Genomic DNA, 19,712 nt, shown 5'->3' on the forward strand with positions numbered 1-19,712 from the left:
TGACACACCAGACAGCGAAATGGCCGGCCCAAAACGTCAACCGTTTGAGGCTCCTTTTTCTTAAAAAACATTATTTATTCCTCAATTAATACCCGATTACAACCCACATAGCGTCTTTGTAAATTTTATTAGACCAGTAAAACTCACATTCTTAACAGCCTAAATTTACCAGCTTGTTATCCGTTTTGGGATATCAGATGCGCCGCGAGAAAAATATGGCTCAACTTTTTAAGCTAACTATTTAAGGCGGTAATGTTTAAGTAATAACTGTAATTTTTCGATTTGCACTACATAAAATCATCAAAATATTGCAGTTTAATGTGAGTGATGATAGCTATTCTACCGTGGGCTCATCTGACTCAACTTGCTGCTCATATTTGCTGAGTTTGTTATAAAGAGTTTTAACACTGATACCAAGTTGTTCTGCTGTATCGGTTTTATTACCTTGCGTTGTTTCCAGTGCTTGATAAATAGCAATCCTTTCTAAGTCATCTAAACGCATTCCTTGGGGGATCACCACGTGTTCGACTTCAAGGCTATTTGTCTCGCTTGCGGTGGTTAATTGCAAATGACTGGGGAGAATCTCTTGATCCGCCAAAATATACGCCCGCTCAATGGCATGCTTTAACTCACGCACATTGCCACACCAAGGGTGAGCACTAATAAGTTGAATACTCGCGTCAGTGAAATATTTACTTTGTTTTTCCGCCACATTACGGTAAGCCAGAAAATGCCGTGCCAGCCCGATGATATCATCGCCACGCTCCCGTAGGGGAGGCACTCGAATAGGGAACTGAGCTAAGCGAAAGTATAAATCTTCTCGAAACAACCCTTCTTCTATCGCCGCAATAGGATCGCGGTTTGTAGCTGCTACAATACGCACATTGGCTAATTGCACTTTGGCGCCGCCCACAGGACGATATTCACTGTTTTCAAGCACTCGCAGCAACTTGACTTGATGCTCAATGGGCATTTCAGTGACCTCATCAAGAAATAGCGTTCCTCCTTCTGCTTGCTCAAACACTCCCTTGTGATCACGGTTAGCACCGGTAAAAGCCCCTTTTACATGGCCAAACAACTCACTGTCCACTAATTCGGGACTCAGAGCTCCGCAGTTAATAGCAATAAAAGGCTCATTCACCCGTGGGCTGGCAAGATGGATGGTATTGGCAACCAGTTCTTTACCTACACCACTTTCTCCGATAATCAGCACATTACTGTCAGTCACTGAAACTCGGCGAATAGTACGATAAAGTTTATGCATAGCGCTCGAAGAGCCAACCAGTACACCGTATTGGTCCAATTCACTCGAAAAAGGTCGTGGGCGGTGAGCGGAGGTCGACACTAAATACTGCCCAAATTCAGCTAAGGTATCGCTAATTAATCCCATATCGTAGGGCTGTCGAAAATGGTAACCCGCGCACTGGGACATTAATTTATCAAGATGCGGATTAGGTTGCCCATCAGACAGAAAGATAAACTCGATATGCGTCATCGCGGCACTTTCTATTAAGCTCAAATAATCTTCATGGCTCAGGCGGGGTAACTCTATAATTGCTACATCAATACGATTCGACTCAAGTTGTGCTAGCCAAGATATATCATCAACACTGCGTAATTTATTAAACTCTTTTGCTCCATCTAGTTGGATTAAGGTTTGCTCACTGCCAATGTCATGCAGATGATAAAAAAGTGTGGGTCGAGTCATGCGAGTTTCACTCCCTGTGTATAGATAGCAACTGTATGTTAACCGTGAACTTTTAACAATAAGAGCGGTAATAGTTTCCTAGTCAAAAGCGTTAATTTAGTGTGGATAAAAAATATCAGTCTAAAAATCAGCCTCTTAAAATAACACTAAAAAAGAGAACAAAAAATGCATGGTAGCTGAACAACACTGAATTATTTACTAGCATGTTAGCTACACGCATTAAGGAGGCACATTATGAAGTCTAATGTTGTGCAACATCAGACCGATATCAACGCAGACATCATGTTAATTGATGAGATTGTGGCATCTAGCCAGCATAGCTTGAGGTTTTACACTCACGCTATAACCGTGATTGACGACTACAATCTGAAACGTATTTTTTCAATGCAGATAAATATCTACCAGAGAATATTGGCACTACTGGCTCCACCACAACGGCGCATTATGCTCTCAAATACAGCACACCTAGCCTTGCCAGAGTACGGGGGACATACACAGCATACGACTTACGTACAGGCACAAATCTTACTGCAACAAGATTGTTGGCATAAGGGCGTCGCCCACTTAATTGAACTTGAACAATGCAGGTTAGTACAACTAAAACATGCCGTTAAACAAGTCTATCAACCTCATATTGCCCAAAAGCTTGCCGATAGTGCCGCTTGGCTACAAAGCAGTTGTGATGAAATGATCTCTTTTTGCCGACGTTAACATTCGAGTTCGCCTTAGACCATACCGCACACAAAGTGCGGTTTTTTTATTGCTTAAGGTTTATATTTCACTGACGCTCACGCTCACACAGCTGAAAAACTGCGATGCAACAATTACATTAAGTCGGTAAAAAAGACCGAAAAGAATAGAAACAAAATAAACTTAATATCCGTAAAAAATAAAAAAACAACATTAAAATCAGTAAATTATAATAACTGGCACGATTCGAGCATTATCTTTATTCAAGAAAACAACGGAGGATATTCTTATGAAAACCACAACTGTAGCAGCATCAATAATCGCGACCTTACTTGTCGGTTCAATCAGCTTAAATGTCGTCGCTCAAGACTGGAAAGATGGGGCTAAAGATGCATGGATCGATGGTAAAGCCGAAACCACTTTATTACTTAACACCAACCTGAATTCCTTTGACATCAATACCGATGTGAAAGACGGTAAGGTAACACTAACAGGTAAAGTAGAAAGTAGCGTAGATAAAGCACTTGCAACTGAGTTGATTAAAAGCTTAGATGGCGTGAAAGATGTTGATAACCAACTCACAGTGATGAATGAGAAAGAAGGTACGAGTGAAGTTGTCGCCACTTTAACCGATTCTAAAGTTGCTACCGTCATCAAAACTCGCTTACTATTTTCAACCGATGTTTCTGGCACCCAGATCGATGTTGATGTAGCCAAAGGCGTTGTTACTTTAAAAGGTGAAGTTGCGAGCGATGCTGAACGTCAGTTAGCACTTAAAATCGCTGAAAATACCGACGATGTGAAAAAGGTCGTTGATAAGATTAAAGTGGTTAAAAAAGCCTCTTAGATCTCGCCAATACTCTCAATTTTAACTGTACGTTAATGTAGATTCTTTTTTAGAGTACCCCATAAAAAAGAGTCATAAAAAACCAGCTTAGGCTGGTTTTTTTATGCTTACCCCACACATACTCTTAGTTAACCTACTCACCTTAAAGAATTTTATCTCACAAATACAAAAGCATACGTTCAAACGTCACGCGACTAATAATCATAACATCTAATCGTAGCTGGGCGGTATAATCAAAGATAGCCAAGCACTGAGTTAGTATATGCCGGTTTCACTCACATTCACCGCCAAGGTTTTCACAATTTCAGGGCTGGCTGACATAGGTTGATTTGGCGCCCGATCCCGGTAGGTGACTAACAGTTTATAGGGTGCTTCGAAAGGATAGATAGGTTCAATACTCTCAATTTCAATTCTATCGCCAAGCATCACACTGTTTAAATGTTTCAGGCTTTTGTATTCGTAATCAAGATTAAAAAATCCAAGATACCAAAATGCTCCCGAGCCTTGGGTTGTAACTATAAATGGGGCAACAAAAGGCATAATCTGCACTGTAGGATCGTCTTGAATTGGAGCGCTACTCTGGGTATCTGGCTCAAGGGCCGGATCAAAATTAAGCGGTGTGATACGCAAATAATCGAGTAACACTCGACCTTTTACCTCACCATCTTGATAATCTCCTATAGCAAAATCTATCTGATTAATCTTAATAAAATGGGTCAATTCAACAGGCTTAGCACTTTCAGGCAAAATAACGTTAAAAGAATTAACTGTCTGTAGGTTAAAGAGTTTTGACATCACTTCCGATGCATTGGCAACCGATTCACTCTCAACAAATGTTGCCGATTCAACGTCTCCCGCTTGCGGTTTTATGGGTTGCTCCGCCATAGCCTCATTAGCAACGTTGTCATCGAACATCACCTGCTCTTCTTCAATCTCACCATAAAGATCATCACTGGTCAGATTAAAACGGTAAATACCCGCAGCGAGTATGATCAATATCACTAAGGTTGCAGTTATGGTTAATTTTGAAAACATACTTATTTTATCTCCCCCAATCACGCACTTGGTGCGCTATGTTTTAGACACTGATAAACATCAAATCAATGCTGGTGCAGTATTACAGATACTGGACTAAAACGGTGCGGGGAAAAATCAAAAAAGTAAAAAATATTTTATATTTTGGTTAGACTGAGTTCACTTATGTACTTGGAATGACCAAGAAATTAAAACATGAGTAAAAGTACTGGGAGGCGTACTGATATTGGTCTTTTCAATAAAGAGCCAACTCAGGCTATAATCCCTCAAATTGGCGATATATCTTGCCTGACTAATTTGCTCTTATTCACTTAGCCTTAATAATGGATTTCTCTGCCGATGACAACTGCTTCTACCAGTCCTTTTGCCGTATTAAACCAATCCACTGCAAGCTCATTTAATGAGCAGAAAAATCTTATTAAAAGAGTATTCAAGGGTAAGCCAGTACAATGTCCTAGCTGCAAACAAATACTAAAAGTGATATTGCCTGAGCAGGCAAAAATAGAACAAATGGCAGGCATCTATTGTGCTAAAGGTTGCACTGATATTGAACTTGATATGGAAGCCGTCGCAGGACTCTAACTATCCTAGTCATTCGGCTTCATTTAAATTTTTTATCAAACACTTAACCATTGCCATTCGAGTAAAGGTTCAGCACTGAGTTGCAAGCCACGGTATAGCTTGACGTGAAATACACTATTAGTTGGAATGATCCCCACGCCCTTGGGTGTGCCAGTCATAACAATGTCACCTTCATCTAAACTCATAAACGTTTGTAGCTCGGACATTATGCTCTGGGGCTTATAAATCATTAAATCGATACTCCCCTCTTGAACCTGTTTATCGTTGATGCTTAAACTAAAATACAGCGCAGCCTCGACATCATCAATCGCTACAAATGGGCTAAATAATGCGGCACCGTCGAAGGCCTTTGCCCGTTCCCACGGTAAGCCTTTTGCTTTTAATTGAGTTTGTAAATCACGTTTGGTGAGATCTAAACCAACAGCAATGCTACTAAAACGTCCCTGTTGAAACATAAAACACAGCTCAGTTTCATAATGCAGAGTTTCGCCTTGATGCTTAGCAAGCAGTACGGTCGAAATTGCCGAGTTGGGCTTTAGAAATACCACCATGTCGTCAGTTATTTCATTGCCTAACTCATGAATATGGTCGACATAGTTACGTCCAATACAGATAATTTTTGTGGGTACTACGGCATTTTCACCTAACACGACTGATTTCATCTTTTATCTTCTCGTTGTCTAATCAAGCATATTCCATTAAAAATTCATCGAGTTGTTCGTTGGCAATTTCAATTTCATCACCTTCAAACTGGGCAATATGGAACATACCCTCACCTTCATTAGTCACAGGGATATTACTGATCCCAATAATAATGCCATCGGTAGGCGCACGAATCGCCACACTGTCACCACCGTGAGGGCTAACGATATGGGCAATGATATATCCCTTAGTGACCCGTTGGCCGAGCTTAAGCTTCATATTCACTAAACCGTCGGACTCACTACGTACCCAATAACTGCGGATAGCGCTAACACTTGAGCCCTTGTTGCTCACCCGCCCCTTTTGCATGCCTAAACTGCGCATCACGTTAAGCACACCTTTTAGGCCAGACTTTATTGATAACTCACTAAAACGCAGCGCTTCGCCTGCCTCGTATAAAATACAAGGGATGCCTTGTTGATTCGCATAGCCGCGCATAGATACACCGCGCGCCTTTGAGTGCATGATCAACGGCGCACCAAAGGCATTTGCCATCGCGAGCATGGTTTCGTTATTTGTATCGCAGCGAATTTGCGGCAAGTTATCCCGATGGATGGCGCCGGTATGTAAATCAATTACATGGGTTGCATGGACTAATAGTTGAGTCGCAAATAAATTCGCTAAACGGCTGGCTAGCGCCCCTTTGCTGGAACCAGGAAAGCAACGATTAAGATCGCGCCGATCGGGTAAATAACGAGATTGTTGAATAAAACCAAACACATTAACTATTGGCACCACAATTAACGTGCCCGTTAAATTTTTAGGGTTGACTCTGGCTAATAGTCGGCGGCAAATTTCGATACCATTAAGCTCATCCCCATGAATAGCGGCGCACACCAGTAACGTAGGGCCAGGTTTAGTCCCGTGAAACACTTCTACATGGATATCAAGTTGCGTATCGGTATATAACTTTGCAGCGGGTAGTTTGATCCCTAACTGGGTTCCTGCGGTGACTCGGTTTCCTGCTAACTCAAAAGCTTCTCGTCTTTTTACCATGGCGACTCCCTTGTACTATCAAATGTTATCCCGCTGCACACATTGGCACGCCCCATCAGGGGGCGAACTGTATTTTAAGACATAACATTATGAATTTGATTATTTTCTATACTTTGTAGAGTGTGTGATAATAAATAAACTGATTTAAGTACCGTAAAATAAACGTTTTATTGCGGCTCAAATTGATTCAACCAGGTTTTTAATATCTGCAATAGAATAGGTCTATCCTCAGTAGAAACGCCCGTTAACAGTGTACTTTGACATTGAATGTGATGCGGCAATGCCTTATCGATAAGCGCCTTACCTTCAGCAGTTAACGAGACATGTACGGCGCGGCGATCTTCCTTACTGTGCGCCCGTTCAATCAGCCCCTTATTTTCGAGTCTGTCTAAACGGCTCGTCATAGCACCAGAACTTAGCATCATGCTCTGATAAAGCTGTGAAGGCGAGAGTGTAAACCACTCACCCGAACGCCTTAAAGTGGCAAGCACATCGAACTCGCCTTGTCCCAAACCAAATTCAGCATGGCATTGCAGTAACATCGCCTCAATATATTTCGTTAGCCGGGCAATACGACCCAGCGCCGCCATAGGAATCAAATCCTCTACCACTCCTTGTTGTTGCCATTGATTAACAATTCGGTCAAGGCCATCTTGTTGATTGATTGTCGTGGTGGAGTCAATTTCTGCTGGACTGGTGTTAGCCATCTTAATGTTTGATGTCATCGGTTTTGCTGCCATAAGTTTATCTCTACATAAAGATTCTTTACATATTAGACATTTTCCCGCAAAATTAAAATATCTTTATATAGAGATACATTTAAAAGAGATTCTTTTGCGTTGTTTATCCCTTAAACCCATCGAGGATAACAACCTAAGCAGCGCAACACTCGCATTCTAATACAGTGCACACCTATAGACTTTTCGTAAACTAATATCCGTTTTTGTTGGAGAAAACCATGTCGTCACCCCAGACAGAGAAAGCGAATTTATTGCTTCTCGGATTCGCGTTCATTCTTATCGGTCTAAATTTACGCCCCATTCTCGCCTCCGTCGGGCCTTTGCTGCCCAGCATACAAGAGGATATCAGCTTAAGTTTTACCTTAGCCTCTATGCTAACATTGCTGCCCGTACTCGCCATGGGACTGGGCTGTTTTGCAGGCTTTAGTATCGCTAAACGGTTAGGATTCAATACCGTGATGACGGGATCATTACTCCTGTTGATCCTTGCCACTGCGATGCGATTCTGGGCGATAGATGCCAATTGGCTAATATGCTCGGCATTACTGGCTGGGGTCGGCATCGCCCTTATTCAGACCATAATGCCCGCCATGATCAAACTCAATTTCGGTGAACGAGTGCCCTTAATGATGGGGCTTTATATTACGGCCATTATGGGCGGCGCCGCTGTAGCCGCCAGCAGTGCGCCTTTTATCGGGATGAACTTAGGTTGGCGTGCGGGATTAGGTCATTGGACTTGGCTAGGCATTCTGGCACTCGCACTATGGCTTATTGTTAAGCACAAAGCCGCATTACCGAGTCAAACTGAAAAACAAGCTGTGCAGCTTAGCTTTTGGCGTTTTCGTCGCAGCTGGTTATTAGCGATTTTTTTTGCTTTAGGCACAAGCTGTTATGTCTGTGTGCTGGCATGGTTAGCCCCCTACGCAGTCGAGCTAGGTTATAGCCAAACTCAATCAGGATTAGTGTTAGGTTTTTTAACCAGCATGGAAGTGATCGCGGGCTTAGTGTTTCCTTGGCTAGCGAGTAAGTCAACGGACAGACGCGCCATCATAGCCCTACTGTGCTTACTGCAACTCATCGGCTTTATGGGCCTTGCACTCGCCCCTCAAGTGTCACTATTTTTATGGGCGGGACTCGCTGGATTAGGCATAGGCGGGATTTTTCCACTCGGATTAATTGTGACTATGGATCATCAACATAATCCGATGTTAGCGGGTAAGTTAACAGCCTTCGTGCAGGGTGTGGGATATACCATAGCGGCTATCTCGCCTTGGATTGCTGGATTGATCCGCGATCATTTCAATAGCTTTAATAGTGCTTGGTTATTACTTGGTGGCTTAAGTGTGATTGCATGGATATTATCTTGGCAATTTAATCCGCAGGGTTATGTACGCCAATACCAAGCCACGCGCTGCGTATCTTAAGCCTCACATTTAAAATAAAAAAACCGCCATATCGATTAACGAGCATGGCGGTTTTTTATTGTGTGCGGCTCGATAAATCGAGCCCACACTAGGTACAACTTAAACAACTTAAGATTTTTTAACAAAACACGTCAGAATAACAATCCGAGTACCGTTAACACGGCCTTCAATATGCTCTGGATTATTTGTCAATGCAATGTTACGCACCGCAGTGCCTCGCTTAGCCACAAAACTGGTGCCTTTAACGTTTAAATCTTTGATAATCACCACAGTATCGCCGGCGTTGATCACGGCGCCATTACTGTCTAAGGTTGGTGTTGTATCATCACCCGTTGCGGCCACTTCAGCATCGCCCCACGCTTTTACATCATCTTCAAGATACAACATATCCAGTAAATCTTGCGCCCAACCTTCACCATTTAAGCGCTTAAGCATACGATATGACATCACTTGAACTGCTGGTACAGGACTCCACATGCTGTCGTTCAAACAACGCCAGTGGTTCATGTCCATAGTATCCGCTGCCGCAATTTGGCTACTGCAAGTTTCACAAATCATGATCTCATTCTCATAGCCATCTGAAGCCGGCAGATCATAAATAGAGAGTTCAAGCTCGCTACCACACAGTTCACACTTGCCGCCACAGCGGGTTAACAATTCGTTTTCAGTCATTTTTCTATCATTCATGCCAAGTAAAACATGGATTATGCCATAAATAGACTTTAGGCGGCAGATGACACGGCGAGATAACCTTATTTTTTATAAGTTTTCCACACAGATCCCATTACGTTACTTTTATTTATACTCAAAACTCATAGGTTAAACTCAAACGAATGTCGCCACGTAGTAAAAATAACCGTCGGGTTCGCATTATCTTACTTGCAACTCATATGTTAATAATAGATTTAAAAAACTCAGTAAAGCATAGGGTTAACTAAGTTGAAGTGAGAATTTATTGAAGAATTGACAGTGGTAAAATACTTATTTAATAAAAACAGATCATTTTTAAGGTATTATTTTCGCTCAGCACAAACTTATTGAGTTCAGAACAATCTGTTTCACTTGCATTAAAAAGGTTCACCAATAATGGCCACTCTCACAACTATAATCCCCTTTGCCACTGGTGCAACGTTCAGTGCCACGAGCCTGCAATTTTTAAATCAACTGGCGCAAAACAACTCGCGCGACTGGTTTAAAGCCCACCAAGCAGAATACGAAGAGACTGTGCGAACGCCTGCGCTACAGTTTATCGAGCAAATGCAGCCGAGTATTCTCGCCCTCTCACCTAGACTGACTGCGGTGCCGAAAAAAGTCGGTGGAAGTCTGATGCGCCCACAGCGAGACAGTCGTTTCAGTAAAGATAAAACGCCCTATAAAACCAATGTCGGTATTCAATTTCGGCATTTTCAGGCCAAAGACGTGCATGCGCCAGGGCTATATGTGCACATTGCCGAAGAAGGCTGTTTTATTGCTGCGGGGATTTGGCACCCAGAATCGAAAGCCTTAAATGCCATTCGAACCTGTATCGATGAGAATCCCAATGGCTATAAAAAGGCGCTACAAACCTTGCAGAGTCATGGGTTTAACATGGATGGTGACAGTTTGATTAGACCGCCAAAGGGATTTGATAAAAATCACCCTATGCTGGCAGAACTAAAACGCAAAGATTTTATCGCCATAAAAAATATCGTTTTTGAAGACCTCTGCCGCCCAGATGCAGCCTGCTTTTGTGCCGAGCAATTTGCGCACTGTACTCAATTGATGGCCTATTTATGTTTTGCGCTGGACTTAGACTTCTAAAAACAGATTTATCAAAGCAAAATGGCCTAGGTTTTTACCTAGGCCATTCAAACAACGTCTTTTACCGTTAAAAGGCCTTTGCACTTAAAGTGTGTAAATAACCCTGCAATACTGCAAACCCATTATCTAACAGCTCATATTCGCCCGCCTTACCTAGCACTCTAATGCCCTGTAATTGCAGCACTAAAAATGCGGCAACCTGATGTGGTTGTACATGGATTAATAGCTCGCCCCGCGCTTGGCAGTCCTGTAACACTTGGGTGAATGAAGTCTGTAATCGGCAAAATAATCGCTGACATTCCTGTAGCACACCCTCGTCATCGAGGCTCTTTTCTAGCACGGCATTTTGCATAAAGCAGCCGTACTTTTGTTCTCGCTGCAGGGCAATAAAACGGGCTAAATAAGCTTCTATTTCGGCCAAACCCGCTTTTTCATGCAGCAAAGTATCTAAGGCACCAAAGGAATAGTTATCGAGGTAGAAGCTAAGGCACTCGCGATACAGATTCTGCTTATCACCAAAACTGTTATAGAGGCTAAATCGATTGATGCCTAAATGGCCGACGAGATCGGAAATCGAAGTTTCGGCAAAGCCCTGTTGCCAAAAAAGCTCCATCGCTAGTATGAGTTTTTCCTGACGATCAAAATTACAACTTCGTGCCATAAGCCTAAGACCTAATCTGTTGAGCATGCGCTAACAATCAGCTTTACCACTTAATTATCTTTACCACACTCCACTTTACTGAAGAAAGTTGAGAGGTAAAACATTCTTGACTGATCGTTTAGATATGGCGTAAATTCTATCCTAACCGATCGTTCCGTTAAAGCCTTATATGTTCAAATAGAGCATAAAGCATGGATAAAAACTACAGGACTTTAGATGAAACTCTACGAATTAGCTCAGTCTCCCAGCGCGCGCCGCGTCAGTATTTTTCTTGCTGAAAAAGGCATAGAAGTGCCAAGAGTGAATGTCGATATCCGCGGTGGGGAAAATTTAAGTGTCGAATTTAAAGCCAAAAGTTTAAATGGCCGTATTCCGCTGCTCGAACTCGATGATGGCAGCTACCTGTGCGAATCTGTTGCTATTTGTCGCTATTTAGAAGAAACCCATCCAAGTGTTAACTCACTGTTTGGTAATACACCACTTGAACGCGCTAAAGTAGAAATGTGGCAACGTATCATAGAGTTGCAAGGCTTAACCGCTGGGTTTCAAGCCTTTCGTAATTTAAGCGGTGTCTATAAAGACCGAGAGACCTGTGTCGAGGCTTGGGGCGAAGAATCACGCATAAGGGTCATTGACTTCCTGCCGACCTTAGACCAACAATTGAGCAAGTCAGCCTTTGTTGCTGGAGATGAATTCAGCATTGCCGACATTTCTGCTTACGTTTTTATCAGCTTTATTAAGAATTTAGACATTGAAGTCACCGATAGCTTACCGCATCTTAAGGCTTGGTTTATCACGGTGGCGCAGCGTCCTGCCATAGTATCGCTAACCCCTAAAAAATAGCGACACTAATACCGTATTCATCGGCAGATATGTGAGTAGCTATAAGCGTTATAATCTAAAGGAATAATCATGATCGATTTATACACCGCCGCGACCCCTAACGGTTTTAAAATTTCCATCGCACTGGAAGAAATGGGGCTTGAGTATCGCGTTCATAAATTAGATTTCAGTAGTAATGAGCAAAAACAGCCTGAGTTTATTGCCATTAATCCTAATGGCCGAATTCCCGCCATTATCGACCGCGACAACGAAGATTTTGTGGTATTCGAATCGGGTGCAATTCTGCTGTATCTCGCCGAAAAGACGGGTAAACTCCTGCCTGCCGAACCGAAAAAACGCTCACAGGTGATTCAATGGTTAATGTTTCAAATGAGCGGCGTCGGCCCCATGATGGGACAGGCAAACGTATTCTTTCGATATTTTCCTGAAAAAATCCCCGCAGCCATTAACCGCTATCAAAAAGAAGGTCGACGTTTATTCGAGGTTATGAATACTCAACTAGCTACAAATCAATACCTTGCTGGTGACGAATACACGATTGCCGACATCGCAACTTGGCCTTGGGTACGTATCCACGAGTGGAGCGGTATCAATATGGACGGGCTGACACATTTGCAACGTTGGTTAGATGAGTTAGCGCTCAGACCTGCTTGCCAAAAAGGCATAATCACGCCGCCACCGGTAGAGATGAGTGATGAAGAACGGGCTAAGCAAATCCAGAAGATGGTAACGAAATAATCATCTGCAAAGCGATAATTGAACGAGTCGCCTGCAAGTAACCGTTAAATACTGAATACATTATGAGCCTCACGGACTCAACCATAAAAGCCCCGCAGACTTAGGCTCATTCGGGGCTTTTTTACTGCCTGTTATCGGGCAAAACTGCTACACTCTGCGCCACTTATTTTTCACCTCTGTTGCCACTATATGCCTTTGATATGGCTTGGCTACAGAGAGCATTATTCAGGCTAAATTTATGGGTAATCCAAGCAGCTTTTCATCCAACAAGGCATCCAGCTCAAACACATCGTCAGTGTTAAATGTTCAGGCGAACACCCCTGCGCAAAAACGTGCACTCAGTTACGCCAGTACAATAAAGCAATTATTCGATGAAATTCAAAGTAGTAAAATGCCCGCCGATCGCATTCTGGCCAACTATTTTAGAGAACATAAAAAACACGGCTCAAAGGATCGTAAAATCATCCGTGAATCCTTGTTTAGTCTGTTCCGCTGGTGGGGATGGTTTCAGCGATTAGGTGATCAGCAAGAATCTGCCGTTTATTTTGCCAGCCTAAGCGCCAGTGCCCTATTAGAAGCACATGCTTGGCAAGATATCGCCAGTGCTTGGCATGAGTTATCGCAATCGACTATCGATTATCAACAAGCTCAAGCGCTTGCTGTTGAGAGTCTTGACGATAAACTGGCACTGATACAGTATTTATTCCCCGCGACTGAGTTTAAACCACAGGATTTGTTACCCGACTGGTTCTGGCAAGTGTGCCCTGTTGATGCGGCGCAGCAAACGCAATTAATTGCCGCTATGTCTAGTCGCCCACCGATTTGGGGACGCGCGCAAGGGATCACTAGCCAAGAAGCGGCGACACAACTACAAGCGCTCGGCATAGACGCAAGTTATGGTCATTGCTTTAGCGATACCATCAATCTTGGCAGCAAGAGCATGAATCTTAATGAAATAGCCCTGTATAAAGACGGTAACATTGAGATCCAAGATTTGGCCTCACAGGTCATAGGACAAATTTGCGCACCAGAACTCGATGCCCATTGGTGGGATGCCTGTAGCGGTGCTGGCGGAAAAACCCTGCAATTGCGCTCTTTGATGCTAGCTAAAGCTACTGATAAGCAAACGCCATCTACGGGCAGCATCATATCATCCGATATTCGCTCCAATGCCCTAGAAGAACTCACCAAACGAGCTCAAAGAGCCCATTTTAACGGCATTAGCGTGGCCCGTTGGAAAAGTGATGCCTTGCCCGTACCTACGGCTCATTTCGACGGTGTATTAGTCGATGCACCGTGCAGTTGCACAGGCACTTGGCGACGTAATCCCGATATGCGTTGGTTAGATGGTGTTGAGTCTGTGGCCGATAAAGCTGCGTTACAGCTCGATATTTTAAGCCGCAGTAGCCGCGCAGTTAAGGCCGGCGGCATACTCGTTTACGCCACTTGCTCCTTGTCGCCCATCGAAAATCAAGATGTGGTGACGGCGTTTTTACAGCAACATCCAGAGTTCACGCTCACGCTGATACGCCACCCTTTTAGCGGTGAACAAACAGAAATGCTGACCGTGTGGCCCTTTGAGGCCAACAGTGATGGCATGTTCGTCGTACGTATGCAGCGCAGCAAGTCACACTAACTCATTATTTTGTATCAAAACTTGGCGCACTTAGTTCTGGGCGCCAACTTCAACTGCCTAATATGATTTACGATGATAATAAAATTTATCCCTTTATTATCATAAAGATAAACCACGCATCCCGAGTTAAAATCTCAAATAGCTCCATTTCAGTGACAAGATATCGCTCTTGGGCAAAACTTTTCACCATCAATGATGAAATATTTCGCTTTAGCTTCATCTCACCTTTGGGTAAAAAGATCGGGTGCTGCGAATGGCACAGATATTTTTGGAATTTTGACCATGTCACACTCTTATGAATTTGACGACGATGATGCGCCATGGGGCGATAACGTCAAAGGTAAACAAAAGAACAAACGTGTAAAACAACGCCGTAGAGATACAAAGCGTAGTTATTCGGACGATACAGAGGTGAATGTTTATCAGAATAAAACCAAATAACGTGTTTTTAACGAGTTTGCCTACACAAATTTGTACTTTATGAAAGTTGACCAAATCTGAGCAAGTTGCAGCCATTGCAACTTGCTAATTTATTTTAAAAACTCCTCCCCCCTGCTTTATAGTTCATCAAAATCATCCATCGAATAGTGTCAGATAAATCATCAGTTCTAAGCCAAAAATCAAGCAGAAGCAGCTTTGTAGCAATATAAGACCCATCCTAAACTCAGATAACGTTCTCAACTCGAGCAAGATATCATTGTTGACTTAATACCAATCACATTAAATATCTAATCAGTTCAGAGCCTCACAGGTATTTCAATCCGAGGCGCATTGACGCAGAAATGGTTATTCCCTTTTAAGTCAATGCAACACGGGAGTGGGATGCTTGTGAGGCTCCCCAAGGGCGGCTGATTTAACTGCATGGCAAAGCGCTTTATACTGCGTTTAAGGCTTTTGGCAGAGCACCACTATGCCTTCAAGCCTTCGCCTTATCTAAAGCGATTTGAACTCCCGCTGAATGAACAGATATTTAATACGATTGGTATAACACAGCTCATAATATCAACTAATAAAAAAGTCGGCAAAGGTTGCCCTTAGCCGACTTTTACTAGCAATAAATCATCACTTAAAAGCGGTATTTACCACCAATATAAGCACCATCTTCAAAGGTAAAATCGCGAGCGTGATCGTATTCAAAAGCTATTTTGCGATAACCGACATACAGCGCCATATTTGGCGTTACACGATATTGTACTTTTGAATCCAGCTCGTAGTGGCCATCAACGTCACCAAAGGACAAAACAGAAGGTGCATAATAAGCCGCAGCATGTAAAGAAATCTTTGGTCCCATAGCTAGCACATAGCGACCGCCAACCGATAACGCACTACCATTGGGCGCATAATCAGCCCAAAGTTGGCTTAACTGTGCGCCCACTTCAAAGTGATGCACACCCGAATCGTGGGTCATATGCATTGCACCTTGAGCAATATGGCCGCTCTCATCTCCGTAGATATAACTTAAAACCGCATTCGTATCTTTGTTTAGTTGCAGTTCTAATTCTGTATAAACAACATCATTGTTCAACCCAAGATTAAATTCTGAAGCATTCACTTGCAGCGCCGCTGCACTCAATAATAAGACACTTGCTACTTTGAACTTAGCCATAAAAACACCTCGATAATGACTGTGGGATAATAAGCGCGGATCATACCGAATAAATAGATAAAAACAGCCTTTTTACGATTAAACACTGAAAAATAGAAATAACTCATGAATAAAACACAAATGCGAAACAATTCCACCACACAAAAGAGACTAAGACTTTTCAGCTACCAAACATTCCTTCACAGGAATGCGATCGCCAACCAAAGACTGCATCACCTCACTCGCATCAATATCCTCTGTTAGGGCTAAGAAATACCACCCCACGGTATTACCCGTACCGCGAATACTTAAATAATTACGCCAAAATTGAAAACCTGCTTTTAATAAATTTGCTTTACTTGCAGCGTTTTCGGCGCGAATAGTCGCATATAAGATAGCAATACCCAGCGTCTGTGCCACTTCGATACGCTTTTGGGTGAGCCCTTGCGCAATTCCCCGCCGCCTATGGTGGCGTGATACCACCAAATAACCTAATTCACCGACCATACCCTCGCCCGCTTTAATCGCCGCACACCCAACAATCTCTCCCACAACCGTTTTTGCTAAGATAACAGCGCGAGATTTATAAAAATCATTATGGTTAAGGGGATGGGCATTATCATCGCGGTTATCGATTAACTGTGCAGCTAAAGCTAACTCAGCGGGCACATTACTGATCACAAAATTAATTTTGCTCATAAGCTGACTCAAATCAAACCGTGGTAGACCCGAATGAGTCACTCACTCGGTATCCGTTTATCGTGCTGGTACCACTGATAAATCTCGTAATTTTAGAGATACAGTAACGTCGCCATCCCTAAGAAAGTAAAAAAACCAATTACATCGGTCACAGTCGTTAATATCACCGATCCTGACAGCGCCGCATCTTGATTAAACTTCTGTAGCACCATAGGCACCACAACGCCCGCTATCGCAGCAACGGCCATATTAATAAGAATCGCACTGCCTATCACAATGCCGATAGTCACTTCATTGAACCACCAGCCTGCAACTAATCCAATAACGACCGCCCACAACAGCCCATTAACGATACCAATGCCCAATTCGTTCTTCATCAATGAAAAGAGGTTACCCGCTGATATCTGTCCCATGGCCATACCGCGGATCATCAGCGTCAACGACTGACTGCCTGCGATGCCGCCCATAGATGCCACTATCGGCATCAATACTGCTAGAGCAACAACTTGAGATAATACATTTTCAAATAAACCTATGGTCGCGGAGGCGAGAAAAGCCGTCAGCAAGTTTATTCCCAGCCATACCGCACGGCGCTGAGCGCCTTTCATAATAGGGGCAAACAAGTCGTCGGATTCGTCCATACCTGCCGTTGCCATCAATTGCGCCTCATAGTGCTCGCGCACTAATGCTGTTGCCGTACGCAGAGTCACGCGGCCAATCAGTTCGCCTGATTCATCGATAATAGGCAATTCAATTTCGCGGCTATGCTCTATCGCTTCAGCAGCTTCAAGTAAGCTCGTGTCGGCAGATAAAGCGCGACTGTCACCAGCTAATAACGAAATCAATAACTTATCGGGATTATGTTTAAAAATATCATAACGACGCACGGTACCTTGATACCTGTCTTTATCATCGACGATAAACAAATTATCGTTACAATCGAGTTCTATACGGCGAAAAAAACGCTGTGCTTGAGCCACACTGGCTTTATCACTGAGCACCAACATCTGGTGATCGGTATAACGACCGATTTCATTTTCAGAATATTTATCATATAACTCAAATCGTTGGCGCTGACGCTCACCCATCTGCGCCAAAGCACGATCTGTAAAACTCTCAGGAAGATAGTCACTCCATTCAATCAAGTCCTCTGGACTGAGCTGCGCGAATAGCAAATCCACTTCTTCACTAGGCATCCGCTTTAGGATCCCCATGCGAGGATCTGCACGCATTAAGCTCAATACCGTTACGCGATCGGCAAACTCAATTTGTTGCCATCGATCATAACGTTCATCTAATGGCAAGGATTCAAGGGCGAGAGCAATAGTTCCTGGCTCTGAATCATTTAAGATATCATTGAAAACTTCAGCTTGGTCTTCACCTTCTGCTTCAGTGAGTTGCTGAACAACTTGCCCCACATCGGTTGGCATATTAGTTTCATATTCGGCCTCATGTTCTGTCACACAGATGCCCTTATATTTAGCTACAAAATTATCGTAACTATATTGATAGTGAAGTAAATTAGCAAACGCACAAATAAATTGTGCGCGATTATTTTGTGTATATTTATGTTTAAGTTTATGCTAGTTATTGGGATTTAATGGAGGTGAACATGACGAAAAATATATACAGCCAATTAGCAATAGATATCCAAGGCAACACAGTCAGCTTAGACCAGTATCAGGACAAAGTGCTTTTGATCGTTAACACGGCAAGTGAGTGTGGATTTACACCGCAATACAAAGGATTAGAAACGCTATACCAACAATACAAAGATAAAGGTTTTGTTATTTTGGGCTTTCCTTGTAATCAATTCGGTGCTCAAGAAAAAGCCGATGAACAGGGTATTCAAGCGTTCTGCGAGCTCAACTTTGGCGTGACGTTTCCACTATTTTCCAAGATAGAGGTCAATGGAGAGCATACCCATCCCCTTTATCAATATCTTAAAAAAGCCGCCCCCGGTGTATTAGGTACTGAAGGCATAAAATGGAATTTCACTAAATTCTTAATTAATCGTCAGGGGGAAGCAATCGAACGCTTTGCCTCAACCACAAAACCAGAAGCGCTCGAAAGTAAAATCGTCGCACTATTAAAATAATTGATTAGTTATCCATCTGAAATTATTAAACTTATTAATTTTTAAATTTATTTTCATTTTTTATGGAACTTAACCGTACACGCGCCCTCAAATATATTGAACAGTGAATGTCTTTTTCATGTTCATCATCTCCCTGGAGCTTCTAGCGCGGCTCCCTTGACCTAGAAATAGGTCACTAGGCAACCATTTGGTTGCCTTTTTTTATCTCTACGTTTAATTGTAAAATAAATGTACTTCATCGTTATGGAATATAAATTTTGTAAAAAGATGATATTTTTTCTGTTCTAAAGGAACTTAATCAAAAACCATGACTCTGAGTATATGTAAGGATTAACGGATAAGATTAAATGCACATTGAACTATGGAATTGTTTATCGTTTCATTATTTCAAATGACACAGTTTCTGTTTTATCGCATTTTATCTAATGAGTTAATCGTTCATCATCATCTCCCTTTTGGGACACAATAGAAAACACGCTAGCGCACTGAATTCTATTTGTATCCCGCACTGATTCTCTTGTGGCAACCATTGGTTGCCATTTTTTTACTCAAAATTCTGTAACTATCAACTCTGAAAATAGGTTAAAAAAACCTTACGAAAACCTATCCTGCTGATTTATAAATTAAAAACATAAAAATCTATATATAGCGTTAAAGGTTTAAAAACACGCTTTTAAACATTTTTATCTTTTTTCGCTGATATTGGTGAACTTAATTAAAAACCATGACTCTCAGTATAAGTAAGGGTTAACAGATAATATTTAAATGCACATTGAGCCATAGGATTGTTTATCGTTTCATGATTTAAACTGACACAGTTTCTGTTTTATCGCATTTTGTCTAATTTGTTGATCATTCATCATCATCTCCCTTTTGGGACGCAATAGAAAACACGCTAGCGCACTGAATTCTATTTGTATTCCGTACT

Annotated in this window: 20 protein-coding genes; 10 read left to right on the plus strand and 10 right to left on the minus strand. The window is 42.4% G+C overall.

What is annotated here, in order from left to right; translation table 11 throughout:
• Positions 1-334: 334 nt before the first annotated feature.
• Positions 335-1,708, minus strand: a complete 1,374-nt coding sequence (locus L2717_RS02015) for a sigma-54 interaction domain-containing protein (RefSeq protein ID WP_220774374.1) — start codon at positions 1,706-1,708, stop codon at positions 335-337.
• A 234-nt stretch (positions 1,709-1,942) separates the two neighbouring features.
• On the opposite strand from L2717_RS02015, the gene L2717_RS02020 reads away from it, so the two are divergent.
• On the plus strand, positions 1,943-2,419 hold the full coding sequence (locus tag L2717_RS02020) for a glutamyl-tRNA reductase (RefSeq protein WP_220774373.1): 477 nt from the start codon (positions 1,943-1,945) through the stop codon (positions 2,417-2,419).
• A gap of 268 nt (positions 2,420-2,687) precedes the next feature.
• A complete protein-coding gene (locus L2717_RS02025; RefSeq protein ID WP_220774372.1) occupies positions 2,688-3,245 on the plus strand; it encodes a BON domain-containing protein in 558 nt (185 codons plus the stop codon).
• A 255-nt stretch (positions 3,246-3,500) separates the two neighbouring features.
• Here the strand turns inward: L2717_RS02025 and L2717_RS02030 are convergent, their stop codons facing one another.
• Positions 3,501-4,286 (minus strand): hypothetical protein, encoded by a 786-nt coding sequence (locus L2717_RS02030; protein WP_220774377.1) that lies wholly within the window; start codon positions 4,284-4,286, stop codon positions 3,501-3,503.
• Between the two features lie 333 nt (positions 4,287-4,619).
• Between L2717_RS02030 and L2717_RS02035 the strand changes: the two genes are divergently transcribed.
• Complete coding sequence (locus L2717_RS02035; RefSeq protein ID WP_220774371.1) at positions 4,620-4,862, plus strand: hypothetical protein; 243 nt, start codon at positions 4,620-4,622, stop codon at positions 4,860-4,862.
• Between the two features lie 35 nt (positions 4,863-4,897).
• On the opposite strand, the gene L2717_RS02040 is transcribed toward L2717_RS02035, so the two are convergent.
• The 3 genes from L2717_RS02040 to L2717_RS02050 form a co-directional block, all read right to left on the minus strand.
• The gene (locus L2717_RS02040) at positions 4,898-5,524 is read right to left on the minus strand and encodes a fumarylacetoacetate hydrolase family protein (protein ID WP_220774370.1); all 627 of its coding nucleotides are present in this window, start codon (positions 5,522-5,524) and stop codon (positions 4,898-4,900) included.
• A gap of 22 nt (positions 5,525-5,546) precedes the next feature.
• Entirely contained in the window at positions 5,547-6,560 is a 1,014-nt protein-coding gene (locus L2717_RS02045) for a succinylglutamate desuccinylase/aspartoacylase family protein (protein ID WP_220774369.1), read from the minus strand.
• A 167-nt stretch (positions 6,561-6,727) separates the two neighbouring features.
• Positions 6,728-7,285, minus strand: a complete 558-nt coding sequence (locus tag L2717_RS02050; protein WP_220774376.1) for a MarR family winged helix-turn-helix transcriptional regulator — start codon at positions 7,283-7,285, stop codon at positions 6,728-6,730.
• A 233-nt stretch (positions 7,286-7,518) separates the two neighbouring features.
• Here L2717_RS02050 and L2717_RS02055 point away from each other — a divergent pair, with 233 nt between their 5' ends.
• The gene (locus L2717_RS02055; RefSeq protein ID WP_220774368.1) at positions 7,519-8,724 is read left to right on the plus strand and encodes an MFS transporter; all 1,206 of its coding nucleotides are present in this window, start codon (positions 7,519-7,521) and stop codon (positions 8,722-8,724) included.
• Between the two features lie 108 nt (positions 8,725-8,832).
• Here L2717_RS02055 and L2717_RS02060 read toward each other — a convergent pair whose 3' ends face one another.
• Entirely contained in the window at positions 8,833-9,396 is a 564-nt protein-coding gene (locus L2717_RS02060; protein WP_220774367.1) for a PhnA domain-containing protein, read from the minus strand.
• Between the two features lie 414 nt (positions 9,397-9,810).
• Here L2717_RS02060 and L2717_RS02065 point away from each other — a divergent pair, with 414 nt between their 5' ends.
• Positions 9,811-10,524, plus strand: a complete 714-nt coding sequence (locus L2717_RS02065) for a DUF2461 domain-containing protein (RefSeq protein WP_220774642.1) — start codon at positions 9,811-9,813, stop codon at positions 10,522-10,524.
• Between the two features lie 67 nt (positions 10,525-10,591).
• Here the strand turns inward: L2717_RS02065 and L2717_RS02070 are convergent, their stop codons facing one another.
• Positions 10,592-11,185: a TetR/AcrR family transcriptional regulator gene (locus L2717_RS02070; RefSeq protein ID WP_220774643.1), complete on the minus strand. Its 594-nt coding sequence runs from the start codon at positions 11,183-11,185 to the stop codon at positions 10,592-10,594.
• 216 nt (positions 11,186-11,401) lie between these two features.
• Between L2717_RS02070 and L2717_RS02075 the strand changes: the two genes are divergently transcribed.
• From L2717_RS02075 to L2717_RS02090, 4 genes are all read left to right on the plus strand, one after another.
• Positions 11,402-12,028 carry a glutathione S-transferase gene (locus tag L2717_RS02075; RefSeq protein ID WP_220774644.1) on the plus strand — a complete coding sequence of 209 codons (627 nt, stop codon included), beginning with the start codon at positions 11,402-11,404 and terminating at the stop codon, positions 12,026-12,028.
• A gap of 69 nt (positions 12,029-12,097) precedes the next feature.
• Positions 12,098-12,766: a glutathione S-transferase family protein gene (locus tag L2717_RS02080; RefSeq protein WP_220774645.1), complete on the plus strand. Its 669-nt coding sequence runs from the start codon at positions 12,098-12,100 to the stop codon at positions 12,764-12,766.
• Positions 12,767-13,004: 238 nt separating this feature from the next.
• On the plus strand, positions 13,005-14,402 hold the full coding sequence (locus tag L2717_RS02085; protein ID WP_220774646.1) for an RsmB/NOP family class I SAM-dependent RNA methyltransferase: 1,398 nt from the start codon (positions 13,005-13,007) through the stop codon (positions 14,400-14,402).
• Positions 14,403-14,684: 282 nt separating this feature from the next.
• Positions 14,685-14,843, plus strand: a complete 159-nt coding sequence (locus L2717_RS02090; RefSeq protein ID WP_220774647.1) for a small highly charged protein — start codon at positions 14,685-14,687, stop codon at positions 14,841-14,843.
• Between the two features lie 625 nt (positions 14,844-15,468).
• Here the strand turns inward: L2717_RS02090 and L2717_RS02095 are convergent.
• The 3 genes from L2717_RS02095 to L2717_RS02105 form a co-directional block, all read right to left on the minus strand.
• Entirely contained in the window at positions 15,469-16,008 is a 540-nt protein-coding gene (locus L2717_RS02095) for a YfaZ family outer membrane protein (RefSeq protein ID WP_220774648.1), read from the minus strand.
• A gap of 150 nt (positions 16,009-16,158) precedes the next feature.
• Positions 16,159-16,686 carry a GNAT family N-acetyltransferase gene (locus L2717_RS02100; protein WP_220774649.1) on the minus strand — a complete coding sequence of 176 codons (528 nt, stop codon included), beginning with the start codon at positions 16,684-16,686 and terminating at the stop codon, positions 16,159-16,161.
• A gap of 92 nt (positions 16,687-16,778) precedes the next feature.
• Positions 16,779-18,149 (minus strand): magnesium transporter, encoded by a 1,371-nt coding sequence (locus L2717_RS02105; protein WP_220774650.1) that lies wholly within the window; start codon positions 18,147-18,149, stop codon positions 16,779-16,781.
• A gap of 149 nt (positions 18,150-18,298) precedes the next feature.
• Between L2717_RS02105 and L2717_RS02110 the strand changes: the two genes are divergently transcribed.
• Positions 18,299-18,784 carry a glutathione peroxidase gene (locus L2717_RS02110; protein WP_220774651.1) on the plus strand — a complete coding sequence of 162 codons (486 nt, stop codon included), beginning with the start codon at positions 18,299-18,301 and terminating at the stop codon, positions 18,782-18,784.
• Positions 18,785-19,712: the final 928 nt, after the last annotated feature.

Source organism: Shewanella glacialipiscicola, from assembly GCF_023283485.1.
Taxonomy (GTDB): Bacteria; Pseudomonadota; Gammaproteobacteria; order Enterobacterales; family Shewanellaceae; genus Shewanella; species Shewanella glacialipiscicola.